The organism is Mycolicibacterium sp. XJ662 (assembly GCF_053484035.1).
Window position 1 is genome coordinate 51,199 of sequence record NZ_JBEFTL010000008.1, and the last position, 19,241, is coordinate 70,439.

Below are 19,241 nucleotides of genomic sequence, written 5' to 3' on the forward strand. Positions count from 1 at the left end.
CGCCCCTGTGGCTCAGGTGGCTGATGCCAGCCAGCGTTCGGGAATCTCGGTCTGGATGACGTCATCGGCGGTGCCGGTGTAGCCGTCCCACAACTCGGACATGTTGAACCGGACGACGTAGAACCACTCCGGCTGTGCGTGAGGCCGATCCCAGGTCTCGTCCTCGGCGGCGGGGCTTTCATAGGCCACGGTCGCGATCTCCCCCGTCGCGCCCCGCACATACTCGGGTGTGCGGGTGTAGAACACGACCGGCAGTTCGCGCACCACCACGGCGTCGCCGACCTTGAACTTCGGCTCGCCGGCCTGCCCGGCGTAGACCTGCGGGTCGCCCTTGCCGACCGCGTGCTTGTGGTGGGCGTTGCGTTTGACGGCCGACCCGTCCCCTGCACACTTCGGTTGGGCCGTCAGCGTCGTGCCGTCCAGGCCGCCCTCGTAGCGCGCGGCGACCTCGGCCATCCGTTCGCTCAACTCGCCGAGCGCAATGTGGTGCTTTTCCACCAGCACCCGCGCGACGGCCAACAGCCAGCGGCCGTAATAGGGCAGCCCCAGGTACTGGGCGCGCCCGACGTCGACGTTGCCGATGCGCCGGCGCTCCTCCGAGAGCCAGATCCCGCGCCACGCCAGCACTTCGCAGATGACGTACGTCATGTGCTCCCACAGCTCATACTGTTTGTTCTCGTACTTCATCGGCGCGTCCGGTTCACCACCCACGTCGTGGACGGGTTTGAGGTAGGCGGTGATGCGGCCGTGGTCGAGCAGATCCGGTGTCGGGGCGTCGGGAAGCTCGGGATAGGCCGACTTGAGCCGCGCGACAAGATCCAGTTGAGCTGCACGCTCGGCCGCTGTGCTCATCACAGCTCCCCTTCCGGTTCGCAGTGCGCTGACTTTATCTCCGCGATACTGCCGCTATCACCCGAATTGCGAACTTACTGCGGCGCAACGGTTCCCTGACGGTGGCGGCAGTTTTCCGGATGCCCTGCGCGGCAACGGATTTGCTCTTGCGGCCGCGTGACCGAAATATCTTCGCGTCCAGGCCGGATACGGTGACCGCGTGTAGTCCACCGATACCGCCCTGTTAGGCGTCAGAATGGGGAGGTGACCACCGGGCCCAAGGTTTTCGAAGCCCTGCGGCCGACGTCGCCGGACATCGGGGCGGTTGTGCGCAGCCTGCTCGGGGTCATCGCGGTGGCGGTCGTGGCGCTGCTGTGGGACTCCGGCGCGGCCGCAGTGTGGGCTGCGGGGGCCGCTGCGATCGCCGGCGCGATCGCTTTGCAGGACAGCCCCGGCGGCCGGGTGCCGTTGGTCATCACGGTCTCGTTGCAGATGGGCGGCGCCGTGCTGCTCGGCGCACTGACCGGCGCCTACAACGTGTTGTTCGTCGTGGCGGTGGCGTTGTGGTGTTTCGTCGCTGGACTGCAGTGGGCGCTCGGCGGCAACGCCGGTCTGGTGGGCGCGGCCGCCAGCGCGCTGCTGGTGGTCGCACCACCGGTGGCGCCCTCGGTGTCCTCGGTGCTCGTGCCGACAGTGCTGACGGTCGCCGCGGGATGTCTGCAGGCGGCGCTGATCGCCGTGTGGCCACCGCAGCGGTGGCGAACCCAACGGGAGGCGTTGTCGACTGCCTACCGGTCGTTGGCCGACGATGCCCGCCAGGTCGCCGCTGACCGGGCGGCGCCGCTGGACGCGGCGCTGTCACCGTCGTTGCGCGACGCCTTCATGGACACCCAGGCCAGCCGGCGACCGAAGGCCTACCTCGGCGGGCACCGGCTGCCCGAGCGGATCATGACCACGTTGCGCGCGTTCCGCGGCTCCTCCGACGGCGAGCGCGACGAGGTGTCACAGACGCTGGGCTCCGCGGCGGCCGTGCTCGACGCGATCGCGGATCACAAACGCACTGCGCGCCGCGATGCCGAGCACGCGCTCGTCCGCGTTGACACCGCGGTGTCGATGACCACCGGACCGGAAGCCACAACCGCGCAACGGCTTTCCCAGCAGTTGCACGAGGCCGCAGAACTGCGGTTCCCCGACCTGTACCGACCCGACCTGATCAGCCCGGTCCGCAAGGCGGTGGACCTGATGCGCGACCATCTGACGTGGACGTCACCGGTGTTGCGCCACGCCGTGCGGTTGTCGGCGGCCGTCACGGCGGGCATCGCCGCCGACCGCTTCGCCCCCGTCAACCACGGGTACTGGGCGGCGCTGACGGTCCTGATGGTGCTGCGCCCGGAGACCGCGCACACCTACACCCGCTGTATCGGGCGCATCGCGGGCATCGCGGCCGGCGTCGTGCTGACGTCGGCGATCACGCTGTTGGTCGAGCCGTCGGGGTATGTCGCGGCGGTGTTGGCGACGCTGTTCATCGCGATCACCTACGGGGTCAGCCGGTTCGGTTACCTCGCGGTCAGCGCCGCACTGGCCGGGGCCGTCGTGTTCCTGCTCGACATCGGCTCGGCGACGTCGGGCGCGACCGTCGAAGACCGGTTGTTCTCCCTGGTCATCGGCGGCGGGTTGGCCGTGGTGGCGCACGTATCGTTTCCTGACCACTCGCTGATCCGGCTGTGGCAACGTTCCGGTGAGCTGCTGAAGACCGAGATCGACTACGCTACAACGATAATCAAGGCTTTCGTGCACGAACTCGACCGTCCCGCGGAGGCGGTGTCGGCGGCGTGGCAGAAGGCCTTCCGGGCCCGCGCTTCGTTCGAAGCGGCATCCGGCGCCGCGCGGCTGGACTCCCCCGAGCTGCGCCGGTGGCTGCGTTCGTACCGGGCGGCGCTCAACGCCGTCACCGCCGCGTGTACCGCGCTGGAGGCCAGCCTGCCGCCGCAGCCGCTCGCCAACGTGCCAGCGGAATTCGTCGCGGCGGTAGACGACTACGTGGATGCGCTGCGCGGCGCGCCGCCGAGTCCGGCCGCGCCGTGGACGGTCGATTTGGCTGCGCTCACCGCGGCCAACCAGCAGGTGCGGGACCGGGCCGCTGACCTGGCCGCCGACAACGGTGCGGCCCGCGTGCTCGTCGCCGAGATCGCCACGATCACCCGCAGCCTGTCGAGCATCGCTACTGTTCGCGAGCCCACTTCGGTGTGATGAACACCCCTTCGGCTTCCACGGTCACACCCTCGGCATCGGCCAAATAACCTGTGGCATAGGTTTTGACGCCCTCGCTGTGGGTGATCTTGGCCTCCGCGTGTAACCGGCCGAGCCGGGTGGTGCGCAGGTAGCGCAGCGTGATGGTGCCGGTGAAGCGCGGGTTCATCCCGTCGGCTGCCGCTTCACCGAGCAGGTGGTCGAGCACCAGCGCGGCGATGCCGCCGTGCACGTGACCCGGCGGCCCTTCGTAGGCTGCGCCCATGTCGAAGTCTGTGTGCACGCGCCCGTCGGCGTCGCGGTGCACCACCAGCGGCGGCGCGAACGGATTCCGGATGCCGATCACCGGGTTGCCCCACGCCATGCGGTCGCCGTCGGTGGTGTAGCGAACCCCGAACGCTCCGTCGCACTGCTGCGACCGCAGTTGCGCGGTGGCCGCATCGATCTGCGCCTTGACGGTCGACACCGTCTGCGCGTCGACCTCGGTGCGGATCGTCGCGTCGACCAGTTCCCTGACGGAATCGGCGAGCGGCGCATAGACCTCGCGCAGCTGCGCGATCTCGGCTGCGGAGACGTCGCCGATATGGGTGAACTCCACCATTGGAGCACTAGAACACGTTCTAGAGCGGCTTGTCGAATCAGCGTGCCGCCGCCGCGCGGCTGAACTACCGTGCCTTATGACCCCGGCTCCCACCAAAGCCCACCCCGAGCCCTACTACGACTTGGGCGGCTATCACCGGCCCACCGACACCGCCGTGCCGGAGGCCCAGACGTGGTTCGACCGCGGCATGGTGTGGGCCTACGCGTTCAACCACGAAGAGGCCATCAGGTGCTTCGAGCGCGCCCTGGCTCTCGACCCCGACCTGGCCATCGCGCGGTGGGGAATCGCGTACTCGGTCGGGCCCAACTACAACAAGGGCTGGGACGCGTTCGACCCCGTCGACGCCGCCACGTCATTGGCCAGGGCCAGAACGGAACTCGGGCTGGCCGCCGACGGCCGCGCTGCGCCCGTCGAACGCGCGCTGATCGAGGCACTGCAGAAACGGTTTCCCACCGCCGATCCCGATGACGCCGAGGCGCTGGGCGCCGGAGGCGCGGCCTACGCCGACGCGATGCAGACACTCGGCGACACCTATCCCGACGACGTCGACGTGCAGGCCCTGACCGCCGACGCGCTGGTCAACGTGACGGCGTGGGCGCTGTGGGACACCAGGACCGGCGAACCGGCCGTCGGCTCGCGGGTGCTGGCGGCCAAACAGATCCTCGACCGCGCGCTGGCCGGCGCCGCCGGACGTGAACATCCCGGCATCCTGCACCTGTACCTGCACACCATGGAGATGTCGCCCAACCCGCAGGATGCGCTGCCCGCTGCGGACCTGCTGCGCGACCTGGTGCCCGATGCGGGCCATCTGCTGCACATGCCCAGCCACATCGACGTGCTGTGCGGCAACTACCGGGACTCGGTAATTGCCAACTCGGCAGCCGCGCGGGTCGACCGGCAGTTCGTCGACCGGGAGGGGCCGCTGAACTTCTACTCCCTCTACCGCGCCCACAACCTGCACTTCATCGTGTATTCGGCGATGCTGGAAGGCAATTCGCGCGCCGCTTTCGCCGCCGCCGACGAACTCGCCGCTCAGCTGACGCCCGAGTTGCTGCGGATCGAAAGCCCGCCGATGGCCGATTGGCTCGAGGCGTTCGTGCCGTTGGGCGTCCACGCGCTGGTGCGGTTCGGCCGCTGGGACGAGTTGATCGCCCACCGGCTGCCGCAGGACCTCGACCTGTACTGCTCCACCGCGGCCACCATCCACTACGGCCGCGGCGTGGCCCACGCGGTGAGGGGAAATCTCGCCGCGGCCCACGCCGAGCGCGACGCGTTTCTGAGCGCGTACGGTCGCATCCCCGACACCCGCTATCTGTTCAACAACACCGTGCTCGACATCCTGGCGATCGCCTCGCAGATGCTCGCCGGTGAGATCGCTTACCGCGACGGAGAATTCGACGAAGCGTTCGCACGGCTGGAGGCCGCGATCACGCTCGACGACGCGCTGCCCTACGACGAACCGTGGGGCTGGATGCAGCCGACCCGGCACGCCTACGGCGCCCTGCTGCTCGAACAGGGCCACGTCGAACGGGCGGCCAGCGTGTACGCCGCCGACCTCGGGCTCGATCGCACCCTGCCGCGGCCCTGCCAGCACCCCAACAACGTGTGGAGCCTGCACGGCTACCACGAATGCCTGCAGCGGCTGGGCCGAACCGACGAAGCCACGATCATCGGTCAGCAGTTGGCGCTGGCCATGGCGCGCGCAGACGTCCCGATCGCGGCCTCATGTGCGTGTCGTCTGGAGGTCAGCGCCCCGTAGACTGCGGTCGATGGCACTGCGCGACGACGATCTCGCCCGCCTGAGCCGCTGCGTGGAGCTGGCGCGTGAGGCGCTCGACAACGGCGACGAGCCGTTCGGCTCGATCCTGGTCGACGCCGACGGCCAGACCCGGTTCGAGGACCGCAACCGGGTCAAGGACGGCGACCACACCCGCCATCCGGAGTTCGCGATCGCGCGCTGGGCCGTCGAAAACCTCACCCCCGCCGAACGCGCCCGGGCCACCGTCTACACCTCCGGTGAGCACTGCCCGATGTGCTCGGCCGCGCACGCCTGGGTGGGCCTGGACCGCATCGTCTACGCGACGTCCTCGGCGCAGCTGAGCGGCTGGCTCAAGGAGTGGGGCGCACCGCCGTCGCCGGTGGCGCCGCTGCCGATCACCACCGTCGCTCCCGGGGTGCGGGCCGACGGGCCGGTCGCGGAGTTCACCGAGACGATGAAGGCGCTCTACGAAGCGAAGTACCGGTCGTGACCGAGCCGGGCTGGGTCCAGCACGTGATCTGGTGGCAGATCTATCCACTGGGTTTCGTCGGCGCGTATCCGGTCGATCCGGCGCCGGGCCCCGACGAACACCGGCTGCGCCGCGTGACCGGTTGGCTCGACCACGCCATCGAACTCGGGGCCTCCGGGCTCGCGCTCGGACCGGTGTTCGCCTCGCGCAGCCACGGCTACGACACCGTCGACCACTACCGCATCGACCCCAGGCTCGGTGACGACGCCGACTTCGACGCGCTGGTCGCCGAGGCCAAGAGCCGCGGGCTGCGGATCCTGCTCGACGGCGTGTTCAACCACGTCGCAGCCGATTTCGCGCGCACCGAATGGTTCCGCCGGGGCGCCAACGGCTTTGACACGTTCGAAGGCCACGGCGACCTGATCGCCCTCGATCACGACAATCCCGAGGTCATCTCCTACACCGTCGACGTGCTCACACACTGGCTGGGGCGCGGCGCCGACGGGTGGCGCCTGGACGCCGCCTACGCGGTGCCCGACCGGTTCTGGGCCGCGGTGCTGCCGCAGGTCCGCGCGGCGTATCCCGACGCCTGGTTCCTCGCAGAGGTGATCCACGGCGACTACGCGGAGATGGTGCAGCAGGCGCGCTTCGATTCGGTGACCCAGTACGAGCTGTGGAAGGCGATCTGGAGCGCTCTGGTCGACGGCAACTTCTACGAACTGGACTGGGCGCTGCTGCGCCACAACGAATTCCTCGATACCTTCGTCCCGTTGACGTTCGTCGGCAACCACGACGTCACCAGGATCGCCAGCCAGCTCGAGCACACCGGGCATCTGGAACACGCGCTGGTCCTGCTGTTCACGACCGGGGGCACCCCGAGCGTGTACGCCGGTGACGAATTCGCCTATTCCGGCGTCAAGGAGGAGCGGTTCGGCGGTGACGACGCGGTGCGACCGGAATTCGGCCCCGCACCGACCGCCGACGAGCACGGCCACGATGTGTTCCGGCTGCATCAGCACTTGATCGGGCTGCGCAGACGACATCCCTGGCTGCACAACGCGCGCACGTCGGCGCTGCACCTGAGCAACCGGCAGTACGTGTACGAAACCCGCAACGGCGACGACACGTTGGTGGTCGCGCTCAACATCGACGACGCCCCGGCTCGGGTCGTGATGACCGAAATCGGGTTCGGTTCGGGCCGCATCGTCGCCGGATCCGGTGCGCGTCCGCTCGACACGATTGCCGAGACCGAAATCGAGCCGCACGGTTGGCTCGTCGTCGCCCCAAACGTCTAAGAAAAACAACGATTCGCCGACAGGAACGTCGGTGACACGTCTTTTTCGCTAGGGTGTCGAATTCAATGGCGAAAACGACTGAGCAGGAAGAGTCAAACCCGGCGGAGCGCGGGCGACGACCACGACGCCTGCGCCGGCGCCTGTTCTCCCGGATCAGCATCCAGTCCAAATTGCTGCTGATGTTGCTGGTGACCAGCATTCTGTCGGTGGCAGTGGTGGGAGCCATCGGTTACGAATCGGGGAGGTCGTCGCTGCGTGCTTCGGTGTTCGACCGTCTGACCGAGGTCCGCGCCGCGCAGACGAGGCTGCTGAGCAGCGTATTCTCGGATCTGAGGGGTTCGCTGATCGTCTATACGCGCGGCGAGACCGCCGTTGCGGCCGTCGAGGCATTCACCGCGGGGTTCGACGAGTTGAGCGATGCCACCATCGCGCCGCCACAGTGGCAGTCGATCGTCGACTATTACACCGAGCAGTTCGGGAACCTCGAACAGGACGAGGCCGGTAGCAAAGTCGATGTCGATGCCCTGCTGCCCACGTCCAACGCGCAGAAGTATCTGCAGGCCCACTACACCGCGCCGTTCGACGACTGGGACAAGGCAATCGCCTTCGACGACGCCCGCGACGGCAGCGCATGGTCGGCGGCCAACGCCCGGTTCAACAACTACTTCCGCGAGATCGTCACGCGTTTCCAGTTCGAGGACGCGCTGTTGCTCGATACCCGCGGAAACGTCGTGTACAGCGCGTACAAGGGTGTGGATCTGGGCACCAACATCCTCACCGGGCCGTACCGGGAAGACAACCTGCGTGAGGCCTACTCGGACGCGCTGGCTTCGAACGCGATCGACTACGTCGGTGTCACCGACTTCGACGAATATCAGCCGTCCAACAACGAACCCACGGCATGGATGGTTTCGCCAGTAGGTCCGAAGAGCCGCGTGGAAGGCGTGCTGGCCCTGCAGTTTCCGGTCTCCAAGATCAATCGGGCCATGACCGCCAACCGGCAATGGGAGGCCGCCGGAATGGGCAGGACCGGTGAGACCATCCTGGTCGGAACCGACGACCTGATGCGCTCGGACTCGCGCCTGTTTCTGGAGGATCCGGAGCAGTTCCAGCGCGATGTGATCGAGGCCGGGACACCCCCGGCGGTGGCCGCCGAGTCGATTCGCAAGGGCGGCACCACGTTGGTGCAACCGGTGGCGTCTGGTTCCGCACAGCGCGCGCTGCGCGGGCAGACCGGTACCGTCATCGAGGACGACTACCTCGGTCACCCGACGTTGCAGGCCTACGCACCGGTCGACCTGCCGGGACTGCACTGGGCGATCATCACCAAGATCGACACATCGGAGGCGTTCGCCCCGGTGGCGGAATTCACCCGCACCCTGGTGTTATCGACCACGATCATCATTTTCGTGGTGTGCATCGCCGCGATGCTGCTGGCGCGGCTGTTCGTCAGACCGATCCGACGCCTGGAGGCCGGCGCCCAACAGATCAGCGCCGGCGATTACCGTGTGACGCTGCCGGTGCAGTCCCACGATGAATTCGGCGATCTCACCGCCGCATTCAACGATATGAGCCGCAACCTGACGATCAAAGAAGAGTTGCTGGCCGAGCAGCGCAGGGAAAACGACCGGTTGCTGTTGTCGTTGATGCCCGAACAGTTGGTACAGCGCTATCGGGAGGGTGAGGAGACGATCGCGCTGGACCACCAGAACGTCACCGTGATCTTCGCCGACATCATCGGGCTCAATGAGTTGGGCGACCAACTGAATTCTGACGAGCTGCTGACGATCGTCAACACGCTAACACGTCAATTCGACGCTGCTGCAGACAATTTGGGTGTCGAACACGTACGGACGTTGCACAACGGCTACCTCGCCAGCTGTGGCCTGAGCGTCCCACGGTTGGACAACGTGCGGCGCACGATCGACTTCGCCGCCGAAATGCACCGCACCATCGACAGATTCAATCTCGAGACCGGCCACGAGTTGCGATTGCGTGCGGGTATCGACACCGGCACGGTTTCCAGTGGTCTGGTGGGCCGATCCACGCTCGCCTACGACATGTGGGGTTCGGCAGTCAACCTCGCCTACCAGGTACAGAGCGGCTCACCGCAACCCGGCGTGTATGTCACGTCACGGGTCCACGAGGCGATGCGTGACAGCCGCGAGTTCACCTCCGCCGGTGTGATCACCGTCGACGGTGAAGAACAACCCATCTGGCGGCTCTCGGAGCAGCAGCCGTGAGAAGCGTTTTCGAGGCACCGTGGTTCTGGTGGGCCGTCGGTGTTGCGGTGGGTTTCCCGATCTGTCTGGTCATCCTCACCGAACTTCACAACGCATTGCATCGCCGCGGGAGCCACCTCGCGCGCCCGGTTCACCTGCTACGCAACTACATCCTGCCGCTGGCCGCGCTGTTGATTCTGTTGGTGCAGGCGATGCAGGTCTCCAACGAGGCGACCTCGGTGCGGATTGTGGCGACGGTGTTCGGCTTCGTGGTGCTGCTGCTGCTGCTTTCCGGGCTCAACGCCACGCTGTTCCACGGGGCGCCCGAAGGCACCTGGCGCAAACGCATACCGTCGATCTTTCTCGACGTCGCCCGGTTCGTGCTGATCGCGCTCGGCGTCGGGCTGATCTTCGCCTACATCTGGGGTGCGAACGTCGGTGGCCTGTTCGCCGCGCTCGGGGTCTCATCGATCGTGCTTGGTCTGGCCCTGCAGAACTCGGTCGGCCAGATCATCTCGGGCCTGTTGGTGCTCTTCGAGCAGCCGTTCCAGTTGGGCGATTGGATCGATACCCCGTCGGGTCGCGGTGGCGTTGTCGAAGTCAACTGGCGAGCAACGCATATCGATACCGGCGAGGGTCTTCTGATCATGCCCAACTCGGTGCTGGCGGCAGCGTCCTTCACGAACCTGAGCCGGCCGACCGGTACCCATGCGCTGTACGTCAACACCGTATTCTCGGTCGACGACGCACCCGACGAGGTCATCGCGATGCTCAACCGGGTCGCCGAAATGCTGCCGCAGCTGCGCCACGGTGCGCAGCCGTCCAGCACATGCACGGGTGCGCTGTCGTACACCACCTGCATTCCGCTACGCACGCCGGCCGACGACTTCACCGCCGAGCCGTTGTTTCGGCGGTGGGTCTGGTACGCGTCGCGTCGTGCGGGCCTGCACTTCGACGAGGCCGAAGACGAGTTCGAGACACCGGAGCGGATCGAGGCATCGCTGCGGGTCATCGCGCCGACCCTGCGGCTGAGCCACGACGACCAACAAAGCCTGCTCCCCCACGTCCGCCTGGTCCGATACGGCTCCGATGAGTACCTCCAGTACGCCGGTGACGTCCCCACGAACATGACGTTCATCGTCAAGGGACGGGTGCGGCTGATAACCACCGCAGACGACGGCACCGTCACCACGGTCACCACCCTGGAAAAGGGTGGTTTCCTCGGGCAGACCACCCTCACGCGCGAACCCGTCACCGCATCGGCGCGTGCGCTCGAGGAAGTCACCGCACTGCAGGTCGAACGTCAGGCCATCGAGGAACTGGCCGCGCGCCGACCAGTGCTGTTACAGGACATCGGGCAGGCCATCGAGGAACGGCGCACCAACCTGCGCAAGGCATTGGCCGCGCAGGACTGAGCCCGATGAGGCGACGCGTACCCCGGCCCCGCGAACTTGCCCCGCTGCTGCAGTTCCGCAGACCCACGCGCAACCGGATCAAGCATCGGCTCGACGCCGCGCTGACCATCGAGGACCTTCGCCGAATCGCCAAGCGACGCACCCCCAGGGCGGCGTTCGACTACACCGACGGCGCCGCCGAGGACGAGCTGTCGCTGGCCCGGGCCCGACAAGCGTTCCGCGACATCGAGTTTCATCCGACCATCCTGCGTAACGTCGCGACGATCGACACCAGCCGCACCGTGCTGGGCGCCGCGGCGGCCCAGCCGTTCGGCATCGCCCCGACCGGGTTCACCAGGCTCATGCACACCGAAGGTGAGATCGCCGGCGCCCACGCCGCAGCCGCGGCGGGCATCCCGTTCGCGCTGTCCACGTTGGGCACCGCGTCCATCGAAGACGTCAAGGCGGCTAACCCACACGGCCGCAACTGGTTTCAGCTCTACATGTGGAAGGACCGGGACCGGTCGATGGCGCTGGTGGAGCGCGCCGCCGCGGCCGGCTACGACACGCTGCTGGTCACCGTCGACGTTCCGGTCGCCGGTGCGCGGCTTCGCGACACCCGCAACGGCATGTCGATTCCGCCGACGTTGACCCTGCGCACGGTGTTGGACGCGGTACCGCGCGCCCGCTGGTGGTTCGACCTGCTGAGCACCGAACCGCTGGCGTTCGCGTCGCTGGACCGCTGGCCCGGCACGGTCGCCGAATACCTGGACACCATGTTCGATCCCACCGTCACGTTCGAGGATCTGGCCTGGATCAAGAAGCAGTGGCCGAACCGCTTGGTGGTCAAGGGAATTCAAACGTTGGAGGATGCGCGCGCGGTCGTGGAGCTCGGCGTCGACGGGATCGTGCTGTCCAACCACGGCGGCCGCCAACTCGACCGCGCCCCGGTGCCGTTCCACCTGCTGCCGCGCGTCGCACGTGAGCTCGGCGGCGACACCGAGGTTTTGCTGGACACCGGGATCATGTCGGGAGCCGACATCGTCGCCGCGATAGCGCTGGGCGCCCGCTTCACGCTGGTGGGTCGGGCCTACCTCTACGGGCTGATGGCCGGTGGCGAGGCCGGCGTCATACGCGCCATCGAGATCCTGTCGTCGCAGGTCAGCCGCACAATGAAGCTGCTTGGTGTGACGTCGCTGGACGAACTCGGCCCACGCCACGTGACCCAGCTGCACCGGTTCTCGCGTGGCGATTCCGCCCATGCGCCGTCGTCACACTAGTCACTACTTTCTCACTGGTCACACGACATATCGGCGGTCCTTGAGTCCGAGGCGAGTCGTAATCGTTAGCCAACCGCGATGTGGCAACCGAGTGTTGCACGCGTCGACCGGGCCGGGAGGCGTGTTTCATAACGCAGGAAAGCGACGGCAATTGCTTTGTAACAAGCGATGAAAGGTGGGTTGGTTGCCGTTATGAAGTTTCTAAAGAGGTACCGAGGTACCAGAACCAAACTGTTGCGCCGTTTGGCGGTGACCGCCGTGGCTGCGGCGACCCTGCCCGGTCTGGCCGGCATCGTCGGGGGGTCGGCGACCGCTAACGCGTTCTCCCGGCCAGGTCTGCCCGTCGAGTACCTGGATGTGTTCTCCGCGGCGATGAACCGCGACATCCGGGTGCAGTTCCAGGGCGGTGGGCCGCACGCGGTGTACCTGCTCGACGGTCTGCGCGCCCGCGATGACTACAACGGCTGGGACATCGAGACCCCGGCGTTCGAGTGGTACTACCAGTCCGGGCTGTCGGTCGTCATGCCGGTCGGCGGTCAGTCCAGCTTCTACACCGACTGGTACCAGCCGTCACGGGGTAACGGCCAGGACTACACCTACAAGTGGGAGACGTTCCTGACCCAGGAACTTCCGGCCTGGCTGGAGGCCAACCGGGGCGTGTCGCAGAACGGCAACGCGGTGGTCGGCATCTCGATGGCCGGCAGCAGCGCGCTGACGTATGCGATCTACCACCCGCAGAAGTTCATCTACGCCGCTTCACTGTCGGGCTTCCTCAACCCCTCCGAGGGTTGGTGGCCGATGCTGATCGGGCTGGCGATGCAGGATGCGGGCGGCTTCAACGCCGAGAGCATGTGGGGTCCCTCGACGGACCCGGCGTGGAAGCGCAATGACCCGATGGTCAACATCGGTCAGCTGGTCGCCAACAACACCCGGCTCTGGATCTACTGCGGTACCGGCACCCCGTCGGATCTGGACTCCGGCGCCGCCGGCCAGAACCTGATGGCCGCGCAGTTCCTCGAAGGGTTCACGTTGCGCACCAACATCACCTTCCGCGACAACTACGTCGCCGCGGGTGGCACCAACGGTGTGTTCAACTTCCCCGAGCAGGGCACGCACAGCTGGGGCTACTGGGGGCAGCAGCTCGAGCAGATGAAGCCCGACATCCAGCGGGTGCTCGGAGCCTCCGGCGCCGTCTAATCCACCCCACACAGGGAGCCTGCCGTAACCCCCGAACGGCAGGCTCCCTGCCTTCTGTGGGGCGGGCGGCATTTCGCGAGACGTACACCAGGGTCGTTCGATCGGTGGTATTCACAGCCCTGGTGTACGTCTCGCGAACAGAATGAGCGCGCTCCGGCGGGAACAAACCGGGCCTGGCCAAGGTTGAGTCCATCTGACTGAACTTTGGAGGTGTGATGGCTGAAGCCAAGACAGTGCCCGTGCTGTTCGTGAGCACTCCGATCGTGCTGCCGTCGATGGTGGTGCCGATCGAACTCGACGATGCCGCACGCGCGGCCATTGAAGCAGCTAGGGCGGCCGCGTCCGATGGTCCGGGCGAACTGCTGATCGCGCCGCGGTTGGAGGACCGCTACCCCACCTACGGTGTGCTGGCCTCGATCGTGCAGATCGGCCGCATCGCCGGGGGCAACGGCACCGCAGCGGTGGTGCGCGGCAATAGCCGTGCACACATCGGCGTCGGGGCCAGCGGCCCGGGCACCGCGCTGTGGGTCGAGGTGACCGAAGTGGAGGAGCCGCAGCCGACCGACGAGGCGCGCACGCTGGCCGGCGAGTACAAGAAGCTGCTGCTGGCCATGCTGCAGCGTCGGGAAGCCTGGCAGATCATCGACTTCGTCAACCAGCTGAGCGACCCGTCGGCGCTGGCGGATACGGCCGGTTACGCCTCGTACCTGACGCAGGTGCAGAAGCGTCAGCTGCTGGAGACACCCGATGTCGCCGAGCGGCTCAAACTGCTGATCGACTGGACCGGTGAGCACCTCGCCGAGGTCGAGGTGACCGACAAGATCGCCGAGGACGTCCGCGAGGGCATGGAAAAGCAGCAGAAGGAATTCCTGCTGCGCCAGCAACTCGCCGCGATCCGCAAGGAGCTCGGCGAGGGTGAACCCGACGGATCGGATGACTACCGCAGCCGCGTGGAGGCCGCCGACCTCCCCGACAACGTCCGCGAGGCGGCGTTGCGTGAGGTGGGCAAGCTGGAGCGCGCCGGCGATCAGAGCCCGGAGAGCGGGTGGATCCGCACCTGGCTGGACACCGTGCTGGACCTGCCGTGGAGCGTCACGACCGAGGACAGCGCCGACCTGAAGGGGGCGCGCGAGATTCTCGACGCCGACCACCACGGGTTGGACGACGTCAAGGACCGCATCGTCGAATACCTGGCCGTGCGGGCGCGTCGCGCTCAGCGCGGGATGGAGATCGTCGGCGGCCGAGGCTCGGGTGCGGTGATGGTGCTGGCCGGCCCGCCCGGCGTCGGTAAGACGTCGCTGGGTGAGAGCGTGGCCCGTGCGCTCGGCCGCAAGTTCGTCCGCGTCGCCCTGGGCGGCGTGCGCGACGAGGCCGAGATCCGCGGTCACCGGCGCACGTACGTCGGCGCCCTGCCCGGCCGTATCGTGCGCGCGATCGGCGAGGCGGGTTCGATGAACCCCGTCGTGCTGCTCGACGAGATCGACAAGGTCGGCTCGGACTTCCGAGGGGATCCGGCGGCGGCGCTGCTGGAGGTCTTGGACCCGGCGCAGAACCACACGTTCCGCGACCACTACCTGGACCTGGATCTGGACCTGTCCGATGTGGTGTTTTTGGCCACCGCCAACGTGATCGAGAACATCCCGTCGGCGCTGCTGGACCGCATGGAGCTGGTGGAGATCGACGGCTACACCGCCGACGACAAGCTGGCCATCGCGCAGGACTTCCTGCTGCCCCGGCAGCGCGAACGTGCCGCGCTGACCATGGATGAAGTCGAGGTCACAGAGAACGCGCTGCGCAAGATCGCCGCCGACTACACCCGCGAACCGGGTGTGCGGCAGTTCGAACGGCTGCTGGCCAAGATGATGCGCAAGGTCGCGACCAAACTGGCCACCGAACCCGGTGTGGTCGTCATCGACGAGCCCGATCTCGTTGAGTACCTTGGCCGTCCGCGGTTCCTGCCGGAGTCGGCCGAGCGCACCGCGGTGCCCGGCGTGGCGACCGGCCTTGCGGTGACGGGGATGGGCGGCGACGTGCTCTACATCGAGGCCAACGCTACCGAGGGCGAACCGGACCTGAAGCTGACCGGTCAGCTGGGCGACGTGATGAAGGAGTCGGCGCAGATCGCGCTGTCCTATGTGCGCTCGCACGCTGATCAGTTGGGCGTCGACCCGAAGACGCTGGAGCGCCGGATCCACCTGCACGTGCCCGCGGGCGCGGTGCCCAAGGACGGTCCGTCGGCCGGTGTCACGATGGTGACCGCGCTGGTGTCGATGGTCACCGGGCGCCAGGTGCGCTCGGACGTCGGCATGACCGGTGAGGTGACATTGAACGGCCGGGTGCTGCCGATCGGCGGCGTCAAGCAGAAGCTGCTGGCCGCGCAACGGGCCGGGTTGTCAACGGTTTTCATCCCGCAGCGCAACGAGGCCGACCTGGACGACGTCCCGGCCGACGTGCTCGACACGCTGGAGGTCAAGCCGATGACCGACGTGGCGGACATCATCGCGCAGGCCCTGGTGCCCGCGCAGGAGGCCGAAGCCTCAGCCGCCTGACCCGGCCCGCATATCACCGCGAGCAGACGCAGAAGGCCCTTTCCGGCTGACAATTTGGGGCCTTCTGCGTCTGCTCGCGCTCAGGGGTGAGCGCGGCTTGCGGACGTTTGTCACCTGCCCGGCGCGGGTACGTCAGCGCAAATGGGTACCTCTGACCGCAAGCAACTGGTCCAGAGCCTGCTGGAGCACGCCGGCACCACCTACGCCGAAGAGGCGGGGATCCGGCTCAAGGACCAGCCGATGCCGCTGTTCGAACTGCTGGTCCTGTGCATGCTTGCCAGCAAGCCGATCGACGCCGAGATCGCGGTGAGCGCGGCCCGCGAACTCTTCGCAGACGGACTGCGCAAACCCGACGCGGTGCTCGACGCGGATCGTCAGCAGATGATTCGCGCGTTCGGCCGTGCGCATTACGTGCGCTACGACGAGAGTTCGGCGGACAGGCTCACCGACATCGCTCAGACGGTCCAAGACGAATACCACGGCGACCTGCGGCGGTTGGCGGCCGAGGCCGACGGCGATGTGCGCACCGCGGCCGAACTTCTCAAGCAGTTCAAGGGGATCGGCGACACCGGAGCCGACATCTTCCTGCGCGAGGCGCAGGACATCTGGACGTGGGCGCGGCCTTACTTCGACAAGCGCGCCAAGGACGGCGCGCGCAAGCTGGGGCTGCCGGGCAAGGCCGACGAACTTGCCGCGCTCGCGCCACGGTCGACGGCGAAACTGGCGGCCGCGCTGGTCCGGGTATCGCTGGACGATGAACTGCGCGAAAAGGTTTCGTCGTCGCGATGATCTGCATCGGCACGTCGGGGTGGTCCTATGCGCACTGGGCCGATGTGCTCTACCCGCCGGGTCTGCCAGTGGCCAAAAGACTGGCCCGCTACGTCGAGGAGTTCGACACCGTCGAGCTCAACGCCAGCTTCTACCGCTGGCCCAAAGACAGCGCGTTCGCCGGCTGGCGTGAGCGGCTGCCCGAGGGCTTCACAATGTCGGTCAAGGCCCAGCGCGGCCTGACCCACTACCGCCGGCTGCGGTCGCCGGAGCCGTGGATCGAGCGCTTCGAGCGCTGTTGGACCGCGCTCGGCGACCGCTCCGAAGCGCTGCTGGTCCAGCCCCACCCCGCGCTGGAGCGCGACGACGAACTTCTCGACACGTTCTTGCGCCTGATGCCCGACCGGATCCCCGTGGCGATGGAGTTGCGTCATCCCTCGTGGGATGACCCCGCCGTGTATGCCCTGCTGGAACGCCACAACGCGGCGTATGTGGTGATGAGCGGCGCGGGTCTGCGGTGCGTGCCGCGTGCGACGGCCGAGCTGGTCTACGTCCGCATGCACGGCCCCGACCAGAACTCGATGTATGCCGGCTCCTATCCCGACGATGAGTTGTGGCGCTGGGCCGACCGCGTCCTGGACTGGGACGCAAAGGGCAAGCGGGTGGTCGTCTACTTCAACAACGACCTCGGCGGGCACGCCATTCGAAATGCGCGGCTGCTCAAAGAGCTGACGGCTCGAACCGGTGACGCCGACACCGACTCCCCCGCCATCATGCACCGGGAGTAAGCTCGTGTGGCATGACAACGTCGTCCACGATCGTCATTGTCGGCGGTGGTCTCGCCGCAGCCAAGGCTGCAGAGATATTGCGGGACAAAGACTTTGATGGTCACATCAAGTTATTCGCCGCTGAGGAGCAGCTGCCGTACGAGCGGCCTCCGCTGTCCAAGGACTTCCTGGCGGGCAAGAAATCGCTCAGCGACTTCACCGTCGCGCCGGCAAGCTGGTACCGCGACCACCACATCGAACTGCAACTGGGCACCGAAGTGACGGGTATCGACACCGCCGCGCACACGGTGTCCCTGCCCGACGGCGATGCGGTGCGTTACGACAAGCTGCTGCTGGCCACCGGTTCGCGCTCCCGCAAACCACCCATCCCCGGCGCCGATGCGGCCGGTGTGCACTACCTGCGCACCATCGACGACGCGGACACGCTCAAATCGGCGTTGGGCGACGGTGTTTCGCTGGCGATCGTCGGCGCGGGGTGGATCGGCCTCGAGGTGGCCGCGGTGGCACGTGAGCACGGGGCGGCCGTCACCGTGGTCGAAACCGCAAGCGCGCCGCTGCAGGCCGCGCTCGGACGCGAACTCGGCGAAGTGTTCGCCAACCTGCATCGTGAGCATGACGTGGATCTGCGGCTGTCGACGACCGTGCAGGAGATCACCGTCGCCGACGGCGCCGCGACCGGCCTGAAGCTCAGCGACGGCACCACCGTCGCCGCCGCCCGGGTGCTGATCGCCGTCGGCGCGGCGCCCAACATCGAACTCGCCGAGGCCGCCGGGTTGGCGATCGCCGACGGTGGCGTGCAGGTCGATTCGTCGCTACGCACCAGCGACCCGGACATCTACGCCGTCGGCGACATCGCGGCCGCCGAACATCCGCTGCTGGGTGTGCGCATCCGCACCGAACACTGGGCGAACGCGCTCAAGCAACCGGCCATCGCCGCCGATGCGATGATCGGCAGACCCGCCGAGTACGCCGAGCTGCCCTACTTCTTCACCGACCAGTACGACCTCGGAATGGAATACGTCGGCCACGCCCCCGAATACGACAGGGTGGCGTTCCGCGGCGACGTGGCCGGACGCGAATTCACCGCGTTCTGGTTCGACGCGGACAGCCGGGTGATCGCCGGGATGAACGTCAACATCTGGGAGGGGCTCGACGACCTCAAGGCGTTGATCCAATCGCGTGAGCCGATCAACCCGGAGCGGATCGGCGCCGGCTGACGCATGGGGACCAAAAACACTGCGCGTTGGGCTTTGTTGGCAGCAGCGCTCACCGTCACCGGCGCGGGCTGCTCGGGAGGACGGATCGTCAACACCGACGAACCCCCGCCCACCACGCAGGCCAGCACGACGACCCCACCGCCTGCCGCGCCGAACAGTCAGCATCTGGTGGACGCGTTCGACTATGTCGCGCATCCGGACGGCGCGGCCGTCTACTACTTCACCACCCCCAGCGGGCGGTGGGCCTGCGCGATCGTGCCGCGGGTCAAGGCCGGCTGCCAGTCGGCGACGGGCTGGGCATCGGACATGGGCATCTCCGGCGCACCCACATCGGTACCCGACGCGTCAGGCGAGGATGCGACACCCAACGCCGTCGTGGTCGAACGGGAGGGCGAGGCCCGGTTCGTCGCGCTCGACGAGCCCGAGTTCTCCCTGGCGGCCACCGACTCCGATGCGGCAGAAGTATTGGACTTCAACAAGATCCTCAACGCAGCCGGGTTCCGCTGCAACGTGCAGGATTCCGGGGTGTCGTGTATGAGCGAGGCCAGCGGCAACGGGTTCACGTTCTCCGCCGAAGGGTTCGCGCCGCGCTACACCGAGGTTCCGCCCACGGCGCCATGA

Annotated in this window: 15 protein-coding genes; 13 read left to right on the forward strand and 2 right to left on the reverse strand. The window is 67.3% G+C overall.

All coding sequences use genetic code 11. From position 1 onward, the window contains the following. Positions 1 to 12: 12 nt before the first annotated feature. The gene (locus ABQE93_RS19685; RefSeq protein WP_448409970.1) at positions 13 to 852 is read right to left on the reverse strand and encodes an SH3-like domain-containing protein; all 840 of its coding nucleotides are present in this window, start codon (positions 850 to 852) and stop codon (positions 13 to 15) included. 243 nt (positions 853 to 1,095) lie between these two features. Between ABQE93_RS19685 and ABQE93_RS19690 the strand changes: the two genes are divergently transcribed. After that, positions 1,096 to 3,081, forward strand: a complete 1,986-nt coding sequence (locus ABQE93_RS19690) for an FUSC family protein (RefSeq protein WP_448409968.1) — start codon at positions 1,096 to 1,098, stop codon at positions 3,079 to 3,081. On the opposite strand, the gene ABQE93_RS19695 is transcribed toward ABQE93_RS19690, so the two are convergent. Continuing rightward, the gene (locus ABQE93_RS19695; protein ID WP_448409966.1) at positions 3,053 to 3,682 is read right to left on the reverse strand and encodes a PaaI family thioesterase; all 630 of its coding nucleotides are present in this window, start codon (positions 3,680 to 3,682) and stop codon (positions 3,053 to 3,055) included. The genes ABQE93_RS19690 and ABQE93_RS19695 overlap by 29 nt on opposite strands. Before the next feature lie 76 nt (positions 3,683 to 3,758). Here ABQE93_RS19695 and ABQE93_RS19700 point away from each other — a divergent pair, with 76 nt between their 5' ends. The 12 genes from ABQE93_RS19700 (at position 3,759) to ABQE93_RS19755 (ending at position 19,241) form a co-directional block, all read left to right on the forward strand. Next, entirely contained in the window at positions 3,759 to 5,441 is a 1,683-nt protein-coding gene (locus tag ABQE93_RS19700; RefSeq protein WP_448409964.1) for a tetratricopeptide repeat protein, read from the forward strand. A 10-nt stretch (positions 5,442 to 5,451) separates the two neighbouring features. Beyond that, positions 5,452 to 5,931 (forward strand): nucleoside deaminase, encoded by a 480-nt coding sequence (locus ABQE93_RS19705; RefSeq protein ID WP_448409963.1) that lies wholly within the window; start codon positions 5,452 to 5,454, stop codon positions 5,929 to 5,931. Then, positions 5,928 to 7,205, forward strand: coding sequence for an alpha-amylase family protein (locus ABQE93_RS19710; protein ID WP_448409961.1), 1,278 nt, complete (start codon positions 5,928 to 5,930; stop codon positions 7,203 to 7,205). Before ABQE93_RS19705 ends, ABQE93_RS19710 begins: the two co-directional genes overlap by 4 nt. A 65-nt stretch (positions 7,206 to 7,270) precedes the next feature. Next, positions 7,271 to 9,448: an adenylate/guanylate cyclase domain-containing protein gene (locus tag ABQE93_RS19715; RefSeq protein WP_448409960.1), complete on the forward strand. Its 2,178-nt coding sequence runs from the start codon at positions 7,271 to 7,273 to the stop codon at positions 9,446 to 9,448. After that, positions 9,445 to 10,842 carry a mechanosensitive ion channel domain-containing protein gene (locus tag ABQE93_RS19720; RefSeq protein ID WP_448409959.1) on the forward strand — a complete coding sequence of 466 codons (1,398 nt, stop codon included), beginning with the start codon at positions 9,445 to 9,447 and terminating at the stop codon, positions 10,840 to 10,842. The genes ABQE93_RS19715 and ABQE93_RS19720 overlap by 4 nt, the downstream gene beginning before the upstream one ends. Positions 10,843 to 10,847: 5 nt before the next feature. Beyond that, positions 10,848 to 12,101: an alpha-hydroxy acid oxidase gene (locus ABQE93_RS19725; RefSeq protein ID WP_448409958.1), complete on the forward strand. Its 1,254-nt coding sequence runs from the start codon at positions 10,848 to 10,850 to the stop codon at positions 12,099 to 12,101. A 192-nt stretch (positions 12,102 to 12,293) separates the two neighbouring features. Then, positions 12,294 to 13,298, forward strand: a complete 1,005-nt coding sequence (locus ABQE93_RS19730; RefSeq protein WP_448409957.1) for an esterase family protein — start codon at positions 12,294 to 12,296, stop codon at positions 13,296 to 13,298. A gap of 215 nt (positions 13,299 to 13,513) precedes the next feature. After that, complete coding sequence (gene lon, locus ABQE93_RS19735; RefSeq protein WP_448409956.1) at positions 13,514 to 15,847, forward strand: endopeptidase La; 2,334 nt, start codon at positions 13,514 to 13,516, stop codon at positions 15,845 to 15,847. Positions 15,848 to 15,988: 141 nt separating this feature from the next. Then, positions 15,989 to 16,636 carry an HhH-GDP family DNA glycosylase gene (locus ABQE93_RS19740; RefSeq protein ID WP_448409955.1) on the forward strand — a complete coding sequence of 216 codons (648 nt, stop codon included), beginning with the start codon at positions 15,989 to 15,991 and terminating at the stop codon, positions 16,634 to 16,636. After that, positions 16,633 to 17,403 (forward strand): DUF72 domain-containing protein, encoded by a 771-nt coding sequence (locus ABQE93_RS19745; protein WP_448409954.1) that lies wholly within the window; start codon positions 16,633 to 16,635, stop codon positions 17,401 to 17,403. Before ABQE93_RS19740 ends, ABQE93_RS19745 begins: the two co-directional genes overlap by 4 nt. A gap of 11 nt (positions 17,404 to 17,414) precedes the next feature. Next, positions 17,415 to 18,620 (forward strand): NAD(P)/FAD-dependent oxidoreductase, encoded by a 1,206-nt coding sequence (locus ABQE93_RS19750; protein WP_448409953.1) that lies wholly within the window; start codon positions 17,415 to 17,417, stop codon positions 18,618 to 18,620. 3 nt (positions 18,621 to 18,623) lie between these two features. After that, the gene (locus ABQE93_RS19755) at positions 18,624 to 19,241 is read left to right on the forward strand and encodes a hypothetical protein (protein WP_448409952.1); all 618 of its coding nucleotides are present in this window, start codon (positions 18,624 to 18,626) and stop codon (positions 19,239 to 19,241) included.

Coding starts and splice junctions, on each gene's coding strand:
- ABQE93_RS19755 (WP_448409952.1), top strand. CDS start 18,624: ATGGGGACCAAAAACACTGCGCGTTGGGCTTTGTTGGCAGCAGCGCTC.
- ABQE93_RS19715 (WP_448409960.1), top strand. CDS start 7,271: ATGGCGAAAACGACTGAGCAGGAAGAGTCAAACCCGGCGGAGCGCGGG.
- lon (WP_448409956.1), top strand. CDS start 13,514: ATGGCTGAAGCCAAGACAGTGCCCGTGCTGTTCGTGAGCACTCCGATC.
- ABQE93_RS19695 (WP_448409966.1), bottom strand. CDS start 3,682: ATGGTGGAGTTCACCCATATCGGCGACGTCTCCGCAGCCGAGATCGCG.
- ABQE93_RS19740 (WP_448409955.1), top strand. CDS start 15,989: ATGGGTACCTCTGACCGCAAGCAACTGGTCCAGAGCCTGCTGGAGCAC.
- ABQE93_RS19750 (WP_448409953.1), top strand. CDS start 17,415: ATGACAACGTCGTCCACGATCGTCATTGTCGGCGGTGGTCTCGCCGCA.
- ABQE93_RS19725 (WP_448409958.1), top strand. CDS start 10,848: ATGAGGCGACGCGTACCCCGGCCCCGCGAACTTGCCCCGCTGCTGCAG.
- ABQE93_RS19685 (WP_448409970.1), bottom strand. CDS start 852: ATGAGCACAGCGGCCGAGCGTGCAGCTCAACTGGATCTTGTCGCGCGG.
- ABQE93_RS19730 (WP_448409957.1), top strand. CDS start 12,294: ATGAAGTTTCTAAAGAGGTACCGAGGTACCAGAACCAAACTGTTGCGC.
- ABQE93_RS19745 (WP_448409954.1), top strand. CDS start 16,633: ATGATCTGCATCGGCACGTCGGGGTGGTCCTATGCGCACTGGGCCGAT.
- ABQE93_RS19705 (WP_448409963.1), top strand. CDS start 5,452: ATGGCACTGCGCGACGACGATCTCGCCCGCCTGAGCCGCTGCGTGGAG.
- ABQE93_RS19700 (WP_448409964.1), top strand. CDS start 3,759: ATGACCCCGGCTCCCACCAAAGCCCACCCCGAGCCCTACTACGACTTG.